We start from the raw sequence: 16,582 nt of genomic DNA, 5'->3' as shown, positions 1-16,582 counted from the left end.
TTGCCGGGCACCTCTGCTCACGGCTTAGATAAAAAGAAGCATCCCTTCTTCTGAGTCAGGTATCCATGAGCAGCGAAACCATCAGCCGGTCGATCAACATCGTTCATCCCGTCACGCTCAGCCACGGCAAAAATGCCGAGGTCTGGGACACCGATGGCAAACGCTACATCGACTTCGTCGGAGGCATCGGGGTGCTGAACCTCGGCCATTGCCATCCGCGCATCGTCGAGGCCATTCGCGAACAAGCCACGCGCCTGACCCACTACGCGTTCAACGCTGCGCCCCATGCGCCCTACATCGAACTGATGGACCGCCTGACGGCATTTATTCCGGTGGACTACCCGGTCAGCGGCATGCTCACCAACAGCGGCGCGGAAGCAGCGGAAAACGCCTTGAAGATCGTCCGAGGCGCGACCGGCCGCACAGCCGTCATCGCCTTCGACGGGGCCTTCCACGGCCGCACGCTCGCCACCCTAAACCTCAACGGCAAAGTCGCGCCCTACAAGCAGAAGGTCGGTGTGCTGCCGGGCCCGGTTTATCACCTGCCCTTCCCGAGCAAGGACAACGGCGTGACCTGCACCGAGGCCCTGAAAGCCATGGAGCGACTATTCAGCGTCGAGATCGACGTCGACGACGTCGCCTGTTTTATCGTCGAACCGGTGCAAGGTGAAGCTGGCTTCCTGGCGATGGACGTGGAGTTCGCCCAGGCGCTGCGACGCTTCTGCGATGAGAAGGGCATTGTGCTGATCGCCGACGAAATCCAGTCCGGCTTCGGTCGCACCGGCCAGCGCTTTGCGTTCTCGCGACTGGGCATAGAGCCGGACCTGATCCTGCTGGGCAAAAGCATTGCCGGCGGCGTGCCGCTGGGTGCGGTTGTCGGCCGTAAGTCGCTGCTCGACACCTTGCCAAAGGGCGGGCTGGGCGGCACCTACTCAGGCAATCCCATCGCCTGTGCCGCAGCGCTGGCGACCCTGGACGAAATGACTGACGCGCACCTGCAAGCCTGGGGCGCACAACAGGAAGAAGCGATTGTCAGCCGCTACGAATCATGGCGTACCAGCAGGCTGTCGCCGTATCTGGGCCGTTTGACCGGCGTGGGTGCAATGCGGGGCATCGAGTTGATCAATGCCGACGGCACACCGGCATCGGCGCAGTTGACCCAGCTGCTGGCGTTGGCACGAGACGCAGGTTTGCTGGTGATGCCCAGCGGCAAGGCGCGCCACATCATTCGGCTGCTGGCACCGCTGACTACCGAAGCCGCGGTGCTGGAGGAAGGGCTGGACATCCTCGAGGCCTGCCTGGCGAAGCTTTCCTGAAAAGCAAACTACGATCAGGGACTGACATAGCGAATTATGTTCGCTTGTAGTCCCCGATTTTGCGTCGCAATACTGACCAAACACCCCTTTTACCAAGCGAGATCACTACCACCTACAAGCCTGAGGCAGTCATGTATCACGACAATATAATTTATAAAAAAAAGTCCAATGATCCTCAATTCCTGCTTGGCGTAGCCGTGGTGCTGTTTCTCGGCTCCTACCTGATGAACCTGGGTAACAGCGCCCTGAGTCATTTCCTCCATCCGCTGCTGGGCAATGCCCCGGACAGCCTGACCGCTCGCAACATCGCCATCGGTCTGGCGATTGCCGCACTGGGCACGCTGAACTTTCACGTCCTCGGACGCTTGAAATTCAAGGTGCAGACCACCGTGGTATGGATCGAACTGCTGATCCTGTTCCTGGCGTTCTTCGACACCTTCGACCTTTCCTACAGCTTCATCCTCGACAAGATCGGCTTCCTGATCATCCAGGGCGCCGCGACCACGCTGTACATCTCCGCCGTGGCGATCGTGATTGCCTTCGTGCTGGCGTTGATCGGTGCCGTGGCCAAGCTGTCGAACAACGGCCTGGCCAACGCCATCGCCTCGTTCTACACCTCGTTTTTTCGCGGTGTTCCGCTGCTGATCCAGATCTACCTCATTTACCTCGGGCTGCCGCAATTGGGTTATGTGGTGGACGCAGTGCCGGCCGGCATCCTCGCGTTGTCGCTGTGCTACGGCGCCTACATGACCGAGATTTTTCGTGCGGGCATCCAGAGTATTCCGGTGGGTCAGTGGGAAGCCTCACGAGCCCTGGGCATCAGCCCGCTCAAGACCCTGAGCCGGGTGATCATGCCGCAAGCCTTGCGGGTGATCATCCCGCCCACCGGCAACCAGTTCATCGCCATGCTCAAGGACAGTTCGCTGGTGTCGGTTATCGGCGTCTGGGAACTGATGTACCTGGCCAAGACCCAGGGCCGCGCGGACTTCCGCCACCTGGAAATGCTGATCACCGCCGCGATGATTTACTGGGCCCTGTCGTTCATCCTCGAACGGGTGCAGGCGCGGATCGAAAAACGGGTCAACCGATCCATTGCCAGGGGTTGATGCGTGATAACTCGAACCAATACCGCCGAACTACTCAACCTTGCGCCTGCTGCGCAACCCCGCCCTTCAATGATTTCCATCACCAGCCTGAACAAGTGGTACGGCGATTTTCACGCATTGCGCGATGTCGACCTGAACGTCGCCACGGGCGAAATCCTGGTGGTGTGCGGGCCGTCAGGCTCGGGCAAGTCGACGATGATTCGTTGCATCAACCATCTGGAGAATTTCCAGAAAGGCCACATTCAGGTCAACGGCATCACCCTCACCAGCGAGGCAGAAAGTGTCAGCGCGGTGCGCCGGGAAATCGGCATGGTGTTCCAGAGCTTCAACCTGTTCCCACATTTAAGCGTGATGGACAACCTGACCCTGGCCCCGCAACTTGTGCAAGGCGTGTCGAGCGGCGAAGCGAAAAAGCGCGCTCAGGTCTACCTGGAGCGGGTGAGAATTGCCGAACATGCCGACAAGTACCCTTCGCAACTGTCCGGTGGCCAGCAGCAACGCGTGGCGATTGCCCGGGCGCTGTGCATGAACCCCAAAGTGATGCTGTTCGATGAGCCGACCTCGGCGCTGGACCCGGAAATGGTCCACGAAGTGCTGGACGTGATGGGCGAGTTGGCCACCGACGGCATGACCATGATTTGCGTGACCCACGAGATGGGTTTTGCCAGCAAGGTCGCCGACCGCGTGCTGTTCATGGACCAGGGCCAGGTGATCGAACAAGCCACCCCTGCCGAGTTTTTCAACAACCCGCAAACCGAACGCGCACAGAAATTCCTGTCACAGATCATTGGTCACTGAGCACCGCTTTGCCCCTTCATAACAATAACGATAAGTGGAGATGGACATGGTCAGCAAAAAACACGTAATCGCAGCCGCAATGTCGCTGGTGTTCGTCGGCGCCGCCAACGCCGGAGCCGTACTGGACAAAATCCAGAGCAGTAAAACAATGACCGTCGCCACGTCGGCGACCTGGCCACCCCAGGGGTTTATCAACGACAAGAATGAAATCGACGGGTTTGATATCGACGTTTCCAAGGAGATCGCCAAGCGTCTCGGCGTCGAGGTCAAGTTCATCACCCCCGATTGGGACGTGATTACCGCCGGCAAGTGGAACGGGCGCTGGGACATGTCCGTGGGCTCGATGACCGCCACCAAAAGTCGCGCGCGAATTCTCGACTTCCCCGCGACCTATTACTACGTGCCCTATGTGTTTGCGGTTCACAACAAATCCACACTCACCGACCATAAAACCCTCAATGGCAAAACTATCGGTGTCGAAGGCGGCACCACGTCCGAGGATTACCTGAACCAAGCGCTGGCCATCGAAGCGACTGACCTGCCCCCAGTCACCTACGACGTACAGACCAAAAAGATGAAAACCTATGCCGGCTCCCTTGGACCGTTGGATGACTTGCGACTGGGCGACGGTGTTCGTCTCGACGGCATCCTCACTCAGCGCAGCACGCTGGAAGCGGCCATCAAGAAAAACTACCCGCTGCGGGCCGTCGACAACGGCGTGGTGTTCTACGAACCCCTGGCCATTGCCACCGACAAGGGTGACGCGGAGTTGAAGGCCAAGCTCGGTGAAATCATCGGCGCGATGCACAAGGACGGCACGCTGACCAAGCTGTCGACCAAGTGGTACGGCGTGGATTATTCGACCGTCAAGTAAACGCCTGAACCCTGAACCCTGAACCCTGTGGGAGCGAGCCTGCTCGCGAATGACGTCAACGATGACGCGGTCTGTCTGAAAGCACGCGTCGTCTTTACGTTTTTCGCGAAGCCAGACGTACGCTTAATCGACCGGCAATTTTCAAGGATTGACCATGTCCTTCCCCACCAACTGGTACTCCCAAACCTCGCTGCCCCGCGCGGCCAGGTCCGAATTGAACACAAACGAAACCTGCGACGTCTGCATCATCGGCGCCGGGATCGCGGGTCTTACCGCCGCGCTGGAGCTGACCCGGCGCGGGAAACGCGTGATCATCCTCGAAGCCCAGCACGTCGCCTGGGGCGCGTCCGGTCGAAATGGCGGCGTGGTCTCGCCGGGCTGGGCTGAAGGGTCGGGAGCGATCCGCAAGAAACTTGGACTGGAACAGGCCAAGACGCTCTTTCAAATGTCGGTTGAGGGCGTGGAGATTGTCCGCCGCAACATGGCTGAATTGGCGCTGCCCGGTTGCGATCCATCCGCCGGCACCATTCAGGTCAAGCGTTACGACGACAGTGCGGGTGTGAAAAACCACATCGACACGATGCGCCGGGACTTCGGCTATGAACTCAACTACCTCGACACCCCTCAGGTCCGCGAGCGGGCACACACCCTGCGCTATTTCCAGGGCATCGAGGATCCGAAGGCGCTGCACTTTCACCCGCTGAATTATTGCCTGGGGCTGGCCCTCGCCATCGAAGCCGCGGGAGGCCGGATTTTCGAACAATCAAAAATGCTGGCCTGGCGGCGCGACGGCGCCGACAAAATTGTCCAGACCGCCAACGGCACCGTGTGCTGCAAGGACCTGGTGTTCTGCGCCGGCGGTTACGGCGGCCCGGAGCTGCAAAAACTCAGCCGCGCCTACCTGCCCATCGCTACCTATGTGGTGCTGACCGAACACTTGGGCGACTCGATCAAAAACGTCCTCGACTCCGGCGCCGCGTTCTCCGACGACCGCCGCGCCTCGGACTACTACCGCGTGGTCGAAGGCGACCGCCTGCTCTGGGGCGGACGCATCACCACTCGCAACGAACAGAACGAAAAGGCCCTCGCCACCATGCTCAAGGCCGACATGGTGTCGGTCTATCCACAGCTGGCCCCGGTCAAAATCGAATTGGCCTGGTCCGGCCTGATGGGTTACTCCACCAACAAGATGCCCAACCTGGGATTGCTGGAACCGGGCGTCTGGGCCTGCACCTCGTTTGGTGGCCATGGCTTGAATACCGGCTCGATTGGCGGCCGGGTGATCGCTGAAGCGGTGTGTGGAGAAAGTGCACGGTATCAGTTGTTCAAACCGTACCTGCTGGACTGGAATGGTGGACCGTTCGGACGCGTTGCCGCCAATGCGATCTATCAATCGCTGAAGCTCATGGATTTTGTCCAGGAGAGATTGCGCGGCTGATCGCAATCGACTTCGGCGACGCAAAAACTTGTGGGAGCGAGCTTGCTCGCTCCCACAAGGGCCGGTGTCGGCCATGCATCTTTGTTCACCGGCCACAAAAAACCGGCCGGAGGACTTATACCCTGAAAGTGCATAGATAGAGTTTTGGCAATCTAGAACCCCGGTTTACGGGGCCTCTTAGCTTCCTGTGTTGCGATGTGGATTCATCTGTTGGGCAAGGTGGCGCAGGAAGGCGTGGCCGGCAAGCAACTGCTCCCGCTCACTCAACAGCATGAACACGGGCGATAGGTTCTCGCGGCAAAGAACTGCGTCGAGCAACTGGCTGCGGCGGAACACGGCCTTGCCCGACTCGAGGTCTGGATAGACCTCGATGGGGCTCCTGACGAGGTGAAAAACAAGATTCTTCGCGAACGACTTTTGCAAGGTCAAACTTCCAATACTCGGGAGTTCATCGCTTTGCTTGATGATGTGAAGGCAGGCCTACTTGTATATGAAGATTGGGAACGGCCTGAGGGCCTTATCTATGAAATTTTCGTACTTCGCGATGCTCGGAAACGTGGCATTGGAGCTTGGGTTCTTTCGCAAGCCGAACTGGTCGCAGCCCGACTTGGCCGCACGAGCACCAGCCTTACTGCAAGATCTCTTTATCAAGGCGAACTGAGCGACGAAGACAGTTTTCACACAGTCTCGGCCAGAAGGGCGGTTCGAGTGCAGCGGCGCCGGGACGGGAGCAGGCTCAAGCGCTGGCGGTGGCTCGACAAACTCCAGGCTACCGGCTGCACGTTATTGATAGCTACCCCGGTACCGAGGATTTTTGCGCACCGACACTGCCCGCCCTACCGGCGACTGCAAGTGCCACGCAACAAGCCAGTAACGAGAATGCGGCGAATGCGCCCATCACATGTAGATAAGGCAACACGTGATTCCAGGCTCGAGCCACCCCCAGGAAAGCGGCGAATAGCCAACCGCTCATGGAAAGCGCACCCAACAAGGCGAGCCGCGTGCGGCCTGCACTGCGCAGTGCGACGAATGGAGCCTTTTGCAGCAACGGGAAGCCGACTCGATGCAATAATGCACCGTTGAGGCTAAGCAGCGCGACGACAGTTACCTTGGCCCAGAGTTTCTGATTGAGCAGATACGCGTCGCCTTCATTGAGATAACCCTGAAGCACCAGCAACAGTCCGCTTGCCCAAAGGGCCAGTAGTGCGAGGGTGACGATCCTCTGAGTTTCATCAAGGTACTCAAGCCTCGCCTGGTCCAGTATTTCCTTGCGCCAACTCCACAGCTTGTGATCCGCCTGCAACACCCTCCCCAAGGCAATACACGTAGCGAGCAGATGACCGTATACGAGAAGCATTTTGAGCATTGCCTTGACCTTATTATTGTTTTGGCGCTGCGTTCCCTGCTTCGCTGAATTGAAAGCGAATGATACAAATTTGCAATTGCATTTTCAAGATGAGCATTCGTTTATAGGTGCTGGCACCGACCGCGATACAACTGTCATCACACATAGAGGCGGTCATTCCTGTGGCGAGATTAGCGATGTCAAAAAAAAATACCCCTCATAGAGGGGTATTTGTGTAGTAACAGTCTAGAAAAGACCCTAACTATGTATTCCTAGGTGGGGGAATAACCGAGGCCGGTTTTTTCATTGCTACGCCATCAGAACGAAGCGTTCTGCAGGTCGTCGAGGTAACGCTCGGCGTCCAGTGCCGCCATGCAGCCAGCGCCAGCCGAGGTGATGGCTTGACGGTAAACATGGTCAGCCACGTCACCGGCAGCAAAGATGCCTTCGAGGCTGGTGGCAGTGGCGTTGCCGTCACGGCCGCCCTGCACCACCAGGTAACCGTCTTTCAACGTCAACTGACCTTCGAACAACGAGGTGTTCGGGGTGTGGCCGATGGCGATGAACACGCCGTCGACTGTCAACTCGTCGAAGCTGCCGTCGTTGTTCTTCAGGCGAGCACCGGTTACGCCCATGTTGTCGCCCAGGACTTCGTCCAGCGTCGAGTTCAGCTTCAAGACGATCTTGCCTTCGGCAACCCGGGCATTCAGCTTGTCGATCAGGATCTTCTCGGCGCGGAACGTTTCGCGACGGTGGATCAGGGTCACGGTGCTGGCGATGTTGGCCAGGTACAGCGCTTCTTCAACAGCGGTGTTACCGCCACCGACCACAGCCACTGGCTTGTTGCGGTAGAAGAAGCCGTCGCAGGTTGCGCAGGCCGAAACGCCTTTGCCCATGAACGCTTCTTCCGACGGCAGGCCCAGGTAACGAGCGCTGGCGCCGGTGGCGATGATCAGTGCGTCGCAGGTGTAAGTCGCGCTGTCGCCGGTCAGGGTGTAAGGCTTGGCAGCGAAGTCGACGGCATTGATGTGATCGAAGACGATCTCGGTTTCAAAGCGCTCGGCGTGCTCTTTCATGCGTTCCATCAATGCCGGGCCGGTCAGGCCGTGGACGTCGCCCGGCCAGTTGTCGACTTCGGTGGTGGTGGTCAGTTGACCGCCGGCTTGCATGCCGGTGATCAGCAGTGGCTTGAGGTTGGCACGGGCGGCGTAGACCGCGGCGCTGTAACCGGCAGGGCCGGAACCGAGAATAATCACTCGCGAATGACGGACTTCAGACATGACCTGCTCCTGTTGACCGGCCCGAAACTTCTGGCGCGGAACGCCGGGTTGCCGGCGGGAATAAAAAAGGACCGTTGAAAGCACTTGGGGAAGGCTTGAGTTCGACAGTCCTGTAAAAAGATTGGGTGCAGCGTATCGAGGGGGCGAAGATTAAGGAAATACGGTTTAACAATCCAGCTCATAGGCCGTCTCTATCCCATCACGAGGAAGAGATAGGCGCCTTTGTTACAGTTAATGTCGATGCTGCTACCGCGCTTTCGCCCGTCAGACAAAGCCGGTAAGGTCGGCGCGTTTCCCCTTTGCTCGGAGCACGTTATGCCCGCCCCCGTTCTGTCCGGCCCGCAATACCTGCGCGAAGGCCTCAAGCTGGTCCTGAGCCCAAGCCTGCGCCTATTCGTATTGTTGCCCCTGGTGATCAACCTGGTGCTGTTCGTCGGATTGATCTATCTGGCCAGCCATCAATTCAGCCTGTGGGTCGATACATTGATGCCGTCCCTGCCCGACTGGCTGAGTTTTCTCAATTACGTCCTGTGGCCGATTTTTGTCGTGCTGGTGGTGTTGATGGTGTTCTTTACCTTCACCATGCTGGCCAACGTCATCGCCGCGCCATTCAACGGCTTCCTGGCGGAGAAAGTCGAAGTGGTGGTGCGTGGCACCGACGACTTCCCGGCCTTCAGCTGGGGCGAATTGATCGCCATGATCCCTCGCACCCTGGCCCGGGAAATGCGCAAACTCGGCTACTTCCTGCCGCGCGCCATCGGGTTGTTCATCCTTTCGTTCATTCCGGTGGTGAACATCATCGCTGCGCCACTGTGGCTGCTGTTCGGGGTGTGGATGATGGCGATCCAATACATCGACTACCCGGCGGACAACCACAAACTGGGCTGGAACGAGATGCTTGCCTGGTTGCGCGAGAAGCGCTGGCAGAGCATGAGTTTCGGCGGGAGTGTTTATCTGGTGCTGCTGATTCCGGTGGTCAACATCCTGATGATGCCGGCCGCCGTGGCGGGAGCGACCTTGTTCTGGGTGCGCGAACGCGGCGCTGAAAACCTGGTGACCCAGCGCTGATCCTGTCACAAATCCATCATCCCACCGTCACACTGACGACATGGCCTCAGCCGACACTGAGGTCATGACGACAGCTCTGCATATCACCCTGATCACCGAAACCTTCCCACCGGAAATCAACGGCGTAGCCAATACCCTTGGCCGCTTGTGCGACGGCTTGCGCGCGCGCGGGCATCAGGTGGAATTGGTGCGACCTCGCCAGGGTTGCGATCAGCAACTGGGCAGCGACGATGCGTTGTTGCTGTGTCGGGGCTGGCCGCTGCCGGGATATCCCGGTTTGCAATGGGGCCAGTCGTCGATGCACAAATTGCTGCGGCGCTGGAAGCGTCATCGGCCGGACGTGCTGTACATCGCCACGGAAGGACCGCTGGGATTGTCGGCCTTGCGCGCGGCACGGCGCTTGGGGATTTCGGTCGTCAGTGGCTTCCACACCAATTTCCAGCAGTATTCCAGCCAGTATGGGCTCGGGTTACTGACACGTTTGGTGACTCACTACCTGCGCTGGTTTCACAATCGCTCGACCCTGACCCTGGTGCCCAGCGTCAGCCAGCGGCTGGAACTGGAGCGCCGACATTTCGAGCGTCTGGCGTTGCTGTCCCGAGGGGTCGATAGCCAATTGTTTCACCCGACCAAACGGATTAACGCCCTGCGTGAGAGTTGGGGGGTGGGTAACGACGACATTGCTGTCATCCACGTAGGACGCCTGGCACCGGAGAAAAACCTGGGCCTGCTCAAGCACAGTTTTGACGCGCTGAAAGCGACTTATCCACAGCGAACAATAAAATTGATCGTGGTCGGCGACGGTCCGCAACGAGCGGCACTTGAGAAGGAACTGCCCGAGGCGATTTTCTGTGGTTCACAACGCGGCGAAGCCTTGGCCAGTCACTATGCATCAGGGGATGTGTTTCTGTTTCCGAGCCTGACCGAGACTTTCGGCAACGTGGTGCTTGAGGCGCTGGCTTCGGGTTTAGGTGTGGTGGCTTACGATCAAGCGGCGGCGGCTCAGCACATCCGCCATGGCTACAACGGTGTACTGGCGATGCCGGGGGACGAAGAGGCGTTCTGCGATGCAGCGTGTTGGCTGCTGGAAAAGCGCGAAACCTTGCGCTGCGTACGGCTTAATGCGCGTCAGCATGCGAGTCGCCAGGGTTGGCCGGCGATTATCGAACAGTTTGAGGGGCAATTGCGGGGGGCTTGTGTTGGGGAGCAGGTGGTGCCGAATGCATCGACAGTACCCTAGTTTTTCGGAGACTGTCAGTCAGTCTTCGCGAGCAAGCTCGCTCCCACAGGTGACCGTGTTCTTCAAGAGAAATGCGGTCGAATAATGTGGGAGCGGCGGTGCGGCGATCCGACTTGCTCGCGAAGAGGCCCGCTCAGACAGCGCTTAAACCAGGGTCATCAACGCCTCACGGCTGAAGGGCAGGATGTCTTCTTGCCGGCCATCACGCACTTTCTGCGCCCAGTCCGGGTCCACCAGCAGCGCACGACCTACCGCCACCAGATCGAACTCATCATTGTTCAAACGCTCCAGCAGTTTGTCCAGACTGGCCGGCTGCGCGATCTTGTCGGTGTTGACCATGAACTGCAGGAATTCGCCGTCCAGGCCGACACTGCCCACCGTGATGGTCGGCTTGCCAGTGAGCTTGCGGGCCCAGCCTGCCAGGTTCAGCTCGGAACCGTCGAATTCCGGCTCCCAGAAACGGCGCGTCGAGCAGTGGAAAATATCCACGCCAGCGTCGGACAACGGTTTGAGGAATTCGCCCAACGCTTCGGGTGTTTGCACCAGACGCGCGGTGTAATCCTGCTGCTTCCATTGGGAGAAACGAAAAATAATCGGGAAGCCTTCGCCGACCGCTGCACGCACCGCCTGGATCAGTTCAATGGCAAAACGCGATCGGTTGGCCAGGCAGCCACCGTATTCGTCGGTGCGCTGGTTGCTGCCTTCCCAAAAGAACTGGTCCACGAGGTAGCCGTGGGCACCGTGAATTTCCACGCCGTCCATGCCGATGCTCTGGGCATCTTTGGCGGCCTGGGCGAACGCGGCGATAACGTCCTGAATATCTTGTTGGGTCATGCCGTGAACCACGACCTGACCGTCCTTCAATTTCTCCGACGGGCCATAACCCGGCACGCTGGCGTCGGGCTCGGTGCCGATGCGGCGCACGCTGCCGACGTGCCACAGCTGCGGAACGATCTTGCCCCCTTCAGCGTGAACCGCGTCGACCACTTTCTTCCAGCCGGCCAGCGCTGCTTCACCGTAGAAATGCGGCACGTTTGGGTAGCCGTTGGAAGCCTTGTGGCCGACGGTAGTGCCTTCGGTGATGATCAGACCGACGCCTGCGGCGGCGCGACGACGGTAGTACTCGATCACTTTGGAATTAGGAACGCCACCCGGCGAAAACGAGCGGGTCATCGGCGCCATGACGACGCGAGTCGGCAATTCAAGGGTGCCGAGGTGGAACGGTTTAAACAGGGCTTTGACTGGCATGGGACGCTCCACGGGGAAATGACTTTATGACGGCGATAATATGAAGAGTTGCCAGCCTTGAACAGCACTATTGATTTGGGTGATTAAGGATCAAAAGACAGTAGGAGCGAAGCTTGCTCGCGAAGGCGTCAGGTCAGTCGATATCAATTTTGAATGACATGACGCCTTCGCGAGCAAGCTTCGCTCCTACAGAGGGGGGTTCAGCTCAGCGCTTTTTCGATCGCCTGAACGACAGACGGATCGTCTGGAGGTGTGCGTGGCGAGAACCGCGCCAGCACACGCCCGTCCTTGCCCAGCAGGAATTTTTCGAAGTTCCAGGTAATGTCACCGGGAAATTCAGCGCCCTCGCCCGCCAGCAAACGGTACAGCTGATGACGATCGTGACCGTTGACTTCCAGCTTGCTGGACAACGGAAAGGTCACGCCATAGTTGAGGTTGCAAAACTCCTGGATCTCTTGCTCGGAGCCCGGTTCCTGCCCGGCAAACTGGTTGCACGGCAAGCCCAGCACGCTGAAGCCTTTGTCCTTGTATTGCTGGTAGAGGTTTTCCAGCGCCGCGTATTGTGGGGTCAAGCCACATTTGGAGGCGACGTTGACCACCAGCACGACGTTCCCTTTAAAAGGCGCCAGCGGTAGCTCCTGACCATCCAGGGCTGTCAATTTAAGGTCGTGAAAAGCACTCATGACGTACTCCAAATCCCGTGTTCTTCTCGAAATAGCCACTTGGCGGCGCCACCAGGGACAGCCGCGGACTAAAAAGGCGCCCTCGGGCGCCTCTCCAGTTCTCGAAAGCTTAGCGCAGAAAATCAGTGGTGATGGCCACCTTCGCCATGGACGTGACCATGAGCGATTTCTTCCTGGCTGGCATCACGGATGTCGATGATCTTGACCTGGAAATTCAGGCGCTGACCGGCCAACGGGTGGTTGCCGTCGACGGTGACATCATCGCCGTCCAGGTCGCGAATGGTGACGATCTGCATTTGGCCGTCCGGCGCGGATGCGTGGAACTGCATGCCCACTTCCAGCTCTTCGACGCCTTCGAACATGCTGCGGCTCAATGTGCTGACCAGTTCAGCAGCGTATTCGCCGTAGGCATCTTCAGGTTCAACAGCTACGGTCAGCTCGTCGCCGACTGCTTTGCCGTCCAGTGCCTTTTCCAGGCCCGGGATGATATTACCTGCGCCTTGCAGGTAGACCAGCGGCGCGCCGCCGGCGGAGCTGTCGATGACCTCACCGGCGTCGTTGGTCAGGGTATAGTCGATGGAGACAGCCTTATTGGCGGCGATCAGCATGGGGCGAGACCTTTTGCATAAGAATGAAGAATGGCCAAGTTTAGCGAAGCAATCGCCCGAAAGCGAACACAACCCGGACAAACGGAACGCGGCGAAAGGCTCGACGGTCACAGGTTTCCATCAGGATGAGGATGGGCACTGGGTGGCCGAGCTTTCCTGCGGTCACACCCAGCACCTGCGCCACCAGCCGCCGTGGCAATCGCGCGCCTGGGTGCTGGACCCCGCGCAACGTATTGAAAAAATAGGCCAGCCCTTTGATTGCGGTTGGTGTGCACAGGGCTCCGTTAGCGATAACCTTGGCGACTGAATTTCGGTAGATCGTCAGTTATAGATGATCGCCTGGCGGCCCGTACGGCCTTTGCGTCAGATCAAATTCGGATGCCTGAAGTCCATAGCCAAGGCGCTGTGACGAGTCATAGCTCGCTATGGGGAGGAACAGCAACGCAGGATATGGATTTCAGGCGCCGAATTTGACTGACGGCAAAGGCCACACGGGCTGCCCACATGCACCTCCAGAGAATTCGCATGCAAACTTTTTTTATCGCACCCACCGATTTTGGTGTGGGTCTGACCTCCATCAGCCTCGGGCTGGTACGTACCCTTGAGCGAGCCGGCCTCAAAGTCGGTTTTTTCAAGCCGATTGCCCAGCCGCATCCGGGTGACACCGGGCCAGAACGCTCCACCGAACTGGTGGCCCGCACCCACGGCTTGAAACCGCCTCAGCCGCTCGGTCTGGCACACGTCGAACGCATGCTCGGCGACGGTCAGCTGGATGAGCTGCTCGAAGAAATCATCACCCTCTATCAGCAGGCGGCAGTCGGCAAAGATGTGCTGATCGTCGAAGGCATGGTCCCGACCCGCAGCGCCAGCTACGCCGCGCGGGTCAATCTGCATTTGGCCAAGAGCCTCGACGCTGAAGTGATCCTGGTCTCGGCGCCGGAAAACGAAGTGCTGACCGAACTGTCGGGCCGAGTGGAATTGCAGGCGCAATTGTTCGGCGGCCCAAAAGACCCGAAAGTCCTCGGTGTGATCCTCAACAAAGTCAAAACCGACGAGAGCATGGAGGCCTTCGCCTCGCGCTTGAAAGAGCATTCGCCGTTGCTGCGCAGTGGCGATTTCCGTCTGCTGGGTTGCATCCCGTTCCAGCCGGAATTGAACGCCCCGCGCACCCGCGACGTCGCCGATCTGATGGGCGCGCAAATTCTCAATGCCGGTGACTACGAAACCCGGCGCATGACCAAAATCATCATCTGCGCCCGCACCATGCGCAACACCGTGGAGCTGCTCAAGCCTGGCGTGTTGGTGGTGACGCCTGGCGATCGCGACGACATCATCCTCGCCGTCAGCCTCGCCGCCATGAATGGCGTGCCCCTGGCCGGCCTGTTGCTGACCAGCGACACCCTGCCCGACCCGCGCATCATGGACTTATGCCGTGGCGCCTTGCAGGCTGGCCTGCCGGTGTTGTCGGTAAGCACCGGTTCCTACGAAACCGCTAACCAGTTGAACGGTTTGAACAAGGAAATCCCGATCGACGACCGCGAGCGTGCGGAAATCATCACCGATTTCGTCGCCAGTCATCTGGACGCGAACTGGCTGCACCAGCGCTGCGGTACGCCACGGGAAATGCGCTTGTCGCCCGCCGTGTTCCGCTATCAATTGATTCAGCGTGCCCAGGCCGCCAACAAGCGCATCGTTCTGCCCGAAGGCAGCGAGCCGCTGACGGTGCAAGCCGCGGCGATCTGTCAGGCGCGTGGCATCGCCCGCTGCGTGTTGCTGGCGAAACCTGCGGATGTCGAAGCCGTCGCCCGCGCCCAAGGCATCGAGTTGCCGCCGGGGCTGGAAATTCTCGACCCGGACCTGATCCGCGAGCGCTACGTCGAACCGATGGTCGCCCTGCGCAAAAGCAAAAGCCTCAACGCCCCGATGGCCGAGCAGCAACTGGAAGACACCGTGGTGATCGGCACCATGATGCTGGCGCTGGATGAAGTCGACGGCCTCGTGTCCGGGGTCATTCACTCCACCGCCAACACCATCCGCCCAGCCCTGCAACTGATCAAGACCGCACCGGGCTGCACGTTGGTGTCGTCGGTGTTCTTCATGCTCTTCCCCGAGGAAGTGCTGGTCTACGGCGACTGCGTGATGAACCCGCACCCGAGCGCCAGCGAACTGGCGGAGATCGCGCTGCAAAGCGCCGACTCGGCCGCCGCATTCGGCATCACCCCTCGCGTGGCAATGATCAGCTACTCCAGCGGTGAATCGGCCAGCGGCGAAGAAGTCGAGAAGGTTCGCGAAGCGACATTGCTTGCCCACGAACAACAGAACTCGCTGTTGATCGACGGCCCCTTGCAGTACGACGCCGCCGCCAACGAAACCGTCGCCCGGCAACTGGCGCCAAACAGCCAGGTCGCCGGTCGCGCCACAGTGTTCGTGTTCCCCGACCTGAACACCGGCAACACCACCCACAAAGCCGTGCAGCGCAGTGCCGACTGCGTCAGCCTCGGGCCGATGCTGCAAGGACTGCGTAAACCGGTGAACGACCTGCCGCGCGGCGCGCAAGTCGATGACATCGTCTACACCATCGCGTTGACCGCGATTCAAGCTGCCAACCGACCTTTGGATCTTTAAATGCTGGATTCCCTACCTGCACCGCTGCGAGGCGTGATTGCCTCGTTGTTGTTGGCACTGAACACGATTGCCTGCTGCACCCCGCTGTTCATCGTGGCGATCTTCAAACTGTTGCTGCCCTTCCCCGCCGCCCAGCGTTTTACCGATTGGCTGATGGGCCATATCCACGAAGCCTGGATCAGTAACAACAAAGCCTGGATGGACTTGCTCGGGCACACGCGCTGGAAGCTCAGCGGCCTCGAAGGCCTGGACTATCAGCACTCGTATTTGATCACCAGCAACCACCAGAGCTGGGTCGACATCATGGTGCTGCAGTACGTGCTGAACCGCCGCATCCGCCCGCTGAAGTTCTTTCTCAAACAGGAGCTGATCTGGGTGCCGGTGATTGGCCTGGCGTGGTGGGCGCTTGGCTTTCCGTTCATGAAGCGCTACTCCAAGGCCTATCTGGAGAAGCACCCGGAAAAGAAAGGCAAAGACCTGGAAACCACCCGCAAGACGTGCGACAAGTTCCGCAATAACCCGGTGGGGATTTTCAACTTCGTCGAAGGCACACGCCTCACCGAAGGCAAGCATGCGCAGCAGAAATCGCCGTTCCGCCACTTGCTCAAACCGAAGGCCGGCGGCATTGCCTTTGTGCTGGATGCCATGGGTGAACAACTGGAAGCCATCGTCAACGTGACCATTCACTATCCGGCCGGGCGTCCTGGTTACTGGGATCTGCTGTGCGGGAATGTGAAGGATGTGGTGGTGCACTTTCAGGAACTGAAGATTCCGCCGCAGTTCATCGGCAAGAACTACGACCAGGATGGGGAATATCGACTGCAGTTTCAGGGGTGGATCAATCAGCTGTGGGAAGACAAGGATGCGCTGCTTGCGCAGATGCATCGCGAATTCACTTCTGCTTGATCGTTCCTACGTCGAGGCGTCGAACCGTCCGCGTGGGAATGCAGCCC

At 59.1% G+C, this 16,582-nt stretch carries 16 protein-coding genes and 1 pseudogene; 11 read left to right on the top strand and 6 right to left on the bottom strand.

Features of this window, described 5'->3' with window-relative positions; all coding sequences use genetic code 11:
* The first annotated feature begins 65 nt into the window (after positions 1 to 65).
* From ACYZTR_RS05515 to ACYZTR_RS05495, 5 genes are all read left to right on the top strand, one after another.
* Entirely contained in the window at positions 66 to 1,316 is a 1,251-nt protein-coding gene (locus ACYZTR_RS05515) for a 2-aminoadipate transaminase (protein WP_461977070.1), read from the top strand.
* Positions 1,317 to 1,447: 131 nt separating this feature from the next.
* On the top strand, positions 1,448 to 2,422 hold the full coding sequence (locus ACYZTR_RS05510; protein WP_129438427.1) for an amino acid ABC transporter permease: 975 nt from the start codon (positions 1,448 to 1,450) through the stop codon (positions 2,420 to 2,422).
* A gap of 69 nt (positions 2,423 to 2,491) precedes the next feature.
* A complete protein-coding gene (locus ACYZTR_RS05505; protein ID WP_461979592.1) occupies positions 2,492 to 3,220 on the top strand; it encodes an amino acid ABC transporter ATP-binding protein in 729 nt (242 codons plus the stop codon).
* A gap of 46 nt (positions 3,221 to 3,266) precedes the next feature.
* Positions 3,267 to 4,094: a transporter substrate-binding domain-containing protein gene (locus tag ACYZTR_RS05500; RefSeq protein ID WP_461977068.1), complete on the top strand. Its 828-nt coding sequence runs from the start codon at positions 3,267 to 3,269 to the stop codon at positions 4,092 to 4,094.
* A gap of 154 nt (positions 4,095 to 4,248) precedes the next feature.
* A complete protein-coding gene (locus ACYZTR_RS05495; RefSeq protein WP_461977066.1) occupies positions 4,249 to 5,532 on the top strand; it encodes an NAD(P)/FAD-dependent oxidoreductase in 1,284 nt (427 codons plus the stop codon).
* Between the two features lie 177 nt (positions 5,533 to 5,709).
* Here ACYZTR_RS05495 and ACYZTR_RS05490 read toward each other — a convergent pair whose 3' ends face one another.
* Positions 5,710 to 5,955 carry a hypothetical protein gene (locus tag ACYZTR_RS05490; protein WP_461977064.1) on the bottom strand — a complete coding sequence of 82 codons (246 nt, stop codon included), beginning with the start codon at positions 5,953 to 5,955 and terminating at the stop codon, positions 5,710 to 5,712.
* Between ACYZTR_RS05490 and ACYZTR_RS05485 the strand changes: the two are divergent.
* Positions 5,920 to 6,135 (top strand): annotated as a pseudogene (locus ACYZTR_RS05485) (GNAT family N-acetyltransferase); the annotation flags it as partial. The gene ACYZTR_RS05490 and the pseudogene ACYZTR_RS05485 sit on opposite strands and share 36 nt — an antisense overlap.
* 190 nt (positions 6,136 to 6,325) lie before the next feature.
* Here ACYZTR_RS05485 and ACYZTR_RS05480 read toward each other — a convergent pair.
* Both ACYZTR_RS05480 and trxB read right to left on the bottom strand, forming a co-directional pair.
* Positions 6,326 to 6,898 (bottom strand): hypothetical protein, encoded by a 573-nt coding sequence (locus ACYZTR_RS05480; RefSeq protein WP_282375328.1) that lies wholly within the window; start codon positions 6,896 to 6,898, stop codon positions 6,326 to 6,328.
* 296 nt (positions 6,899 to 7,194) lie between these two features.
* The gene (trxB, locus tag ACYZTR_RS05475; protein WP_131061180.1) at positions 7,195 to 8,157 is read right to left on the bottom strand and encodes a thioredoxin-disulfide reductase; all 963 of its coding nucleotides are present in this window, start codon (positions 8,155 to 8,157) and stop codon (positions 7,195 to 7,197) included.
* Positions 8,158 to 8,472: 315 nt separating this feature from the next.
* Between trxB and cysZ the strand changes: the two genes are divergently transcribed.
* Positions 8,473 to 9,225, top strand: coding sequence for a sulfate transporter CysZ (gene cysZ / locus ACYZTR_RS05470; RefSeq protein ID WP_461977062.1), 753 nt, complete (start codon positions 8,473 to 8,475; stop codon positions 9,223 to 9,225).
* Between the two features lie 40 nt (positions 9,226 to 9,265).
* Positions 9,266 to 10,465 carry a glycosyltransferase family 4 protein gene (locus ACYZTR_RS05465; protein ID WP_461977060.1) on the top strand — a complete coding sequence of 400 codons (1,200 nt, stop codon included), beginning with the start codon at positions 9,266 to 9,268 and terminating at the stop codon, positions 10,463 to 10,465.
* Positions 10,466 to 10,609: 144 nt separating this feature from the next.
* Here the strand turns inward: ACYZTR_RS05465 and ACYZTR_RS05460 are convergent, their stop codons facing one another.
* The 3 genes from ACYZTR_RS05460 to ACYZTR_RS05450 form a co-directional block, all read right to left on the bottom strand.
* On the bottom strand, positions 10,610 to 11,713 hold the full coding sequence (locus ACYZTR_RS05460; RefSeq protein WP_461977058.1) for an NADH:flavin oxidoreductase: 1,104 nt from the start codon (positions 11,711 to 11,713) through the stop codon (positions 10,610 to 10,612).
* 200 nt (positions 11,714 to 11,913) lie between these two features.
* Positions 11,914 to 12,396: a glutathione peroxidase gene (locus ACYZTR_RS05455; RefSeq protein WP_461977056.1), complete on the bottom strand. Its 483-nt coding sequence runs from the start codon at positions 12,394 to 12,396 to the stop codon at positions 11,914 to 11,916.
* A 122-nt stretch (positions 12,397 to 12,518) separates the two neighbouring features.
* Positions 12,519 to 13,004, bottom strand: a complete 486-nt coding sequence (locus tag ACYZTR_RS05450) for an FKBP-type peptidyl-prolyl cis-trans isomerase (RefSeq protein WP_461977054.1) — start codon at positions 13,002 to 13,004, stop codon at positions 12,519 to 12,521.
* Here ACYZTR_RS05450 and ACYZTR_RS05445 point away from each other — a divergent pair.
* The 3 genes from ACYZTR_RS05445 to ACYZTR_RS05435 all read left to right on the top strand — a co-directional run bounded on the left by ACYZTR_RS05445 (position 12,973) and on the right by ACYZTR_RS05435 (position 16,535).
* Positions 12,973 to 13,311, top strand: coding sequence for a DUF3565 domain-containing protein (locus ACYZTR_RS05445; RefSeq protein WP_461977052.1), 339 nt, complete (start codon positions 12,973 to 12,975; stop codon positions 13,309 to 13,311). The genes ACYZTR_RS05450 and ACYZTR_RS05445 overlap by 32 nt on opposite strands.
* A gap of 218 nt (positions 13,312 to 13,529) precedes the next feature.
* Positions 13,530 to 15,629: a phosphate acetyltransferase gene (gene pta / locus ACYZTR_RS05440; protein ID WP_461977050.1), complete on the top strand. Its 2,100-nt coding sequence runs from the start codon at positions 13,530 to 13,532 to the stop codon at positions 15,627 to 15,629.
* Entirely contained in the window at positions 15,630 to 16,535 is a 906-nt protein-coding gene (locus tag ACYZTR_RS05435; RefSeq protein ID WP_461977049.1) for an acyltransferase, read from the top strand.
* The last annotated feature ends 47 nt before the right edge of the window (positions 16,536 to 16,582 follow it).

This window comes from Pseudomonas sp. Hz4, from assembly GCF_054898165.1.
Note: the sequence above shows the minus strand (reverse complement) of the source record. Positions and strands in the feature narration are given on the sequence as shown.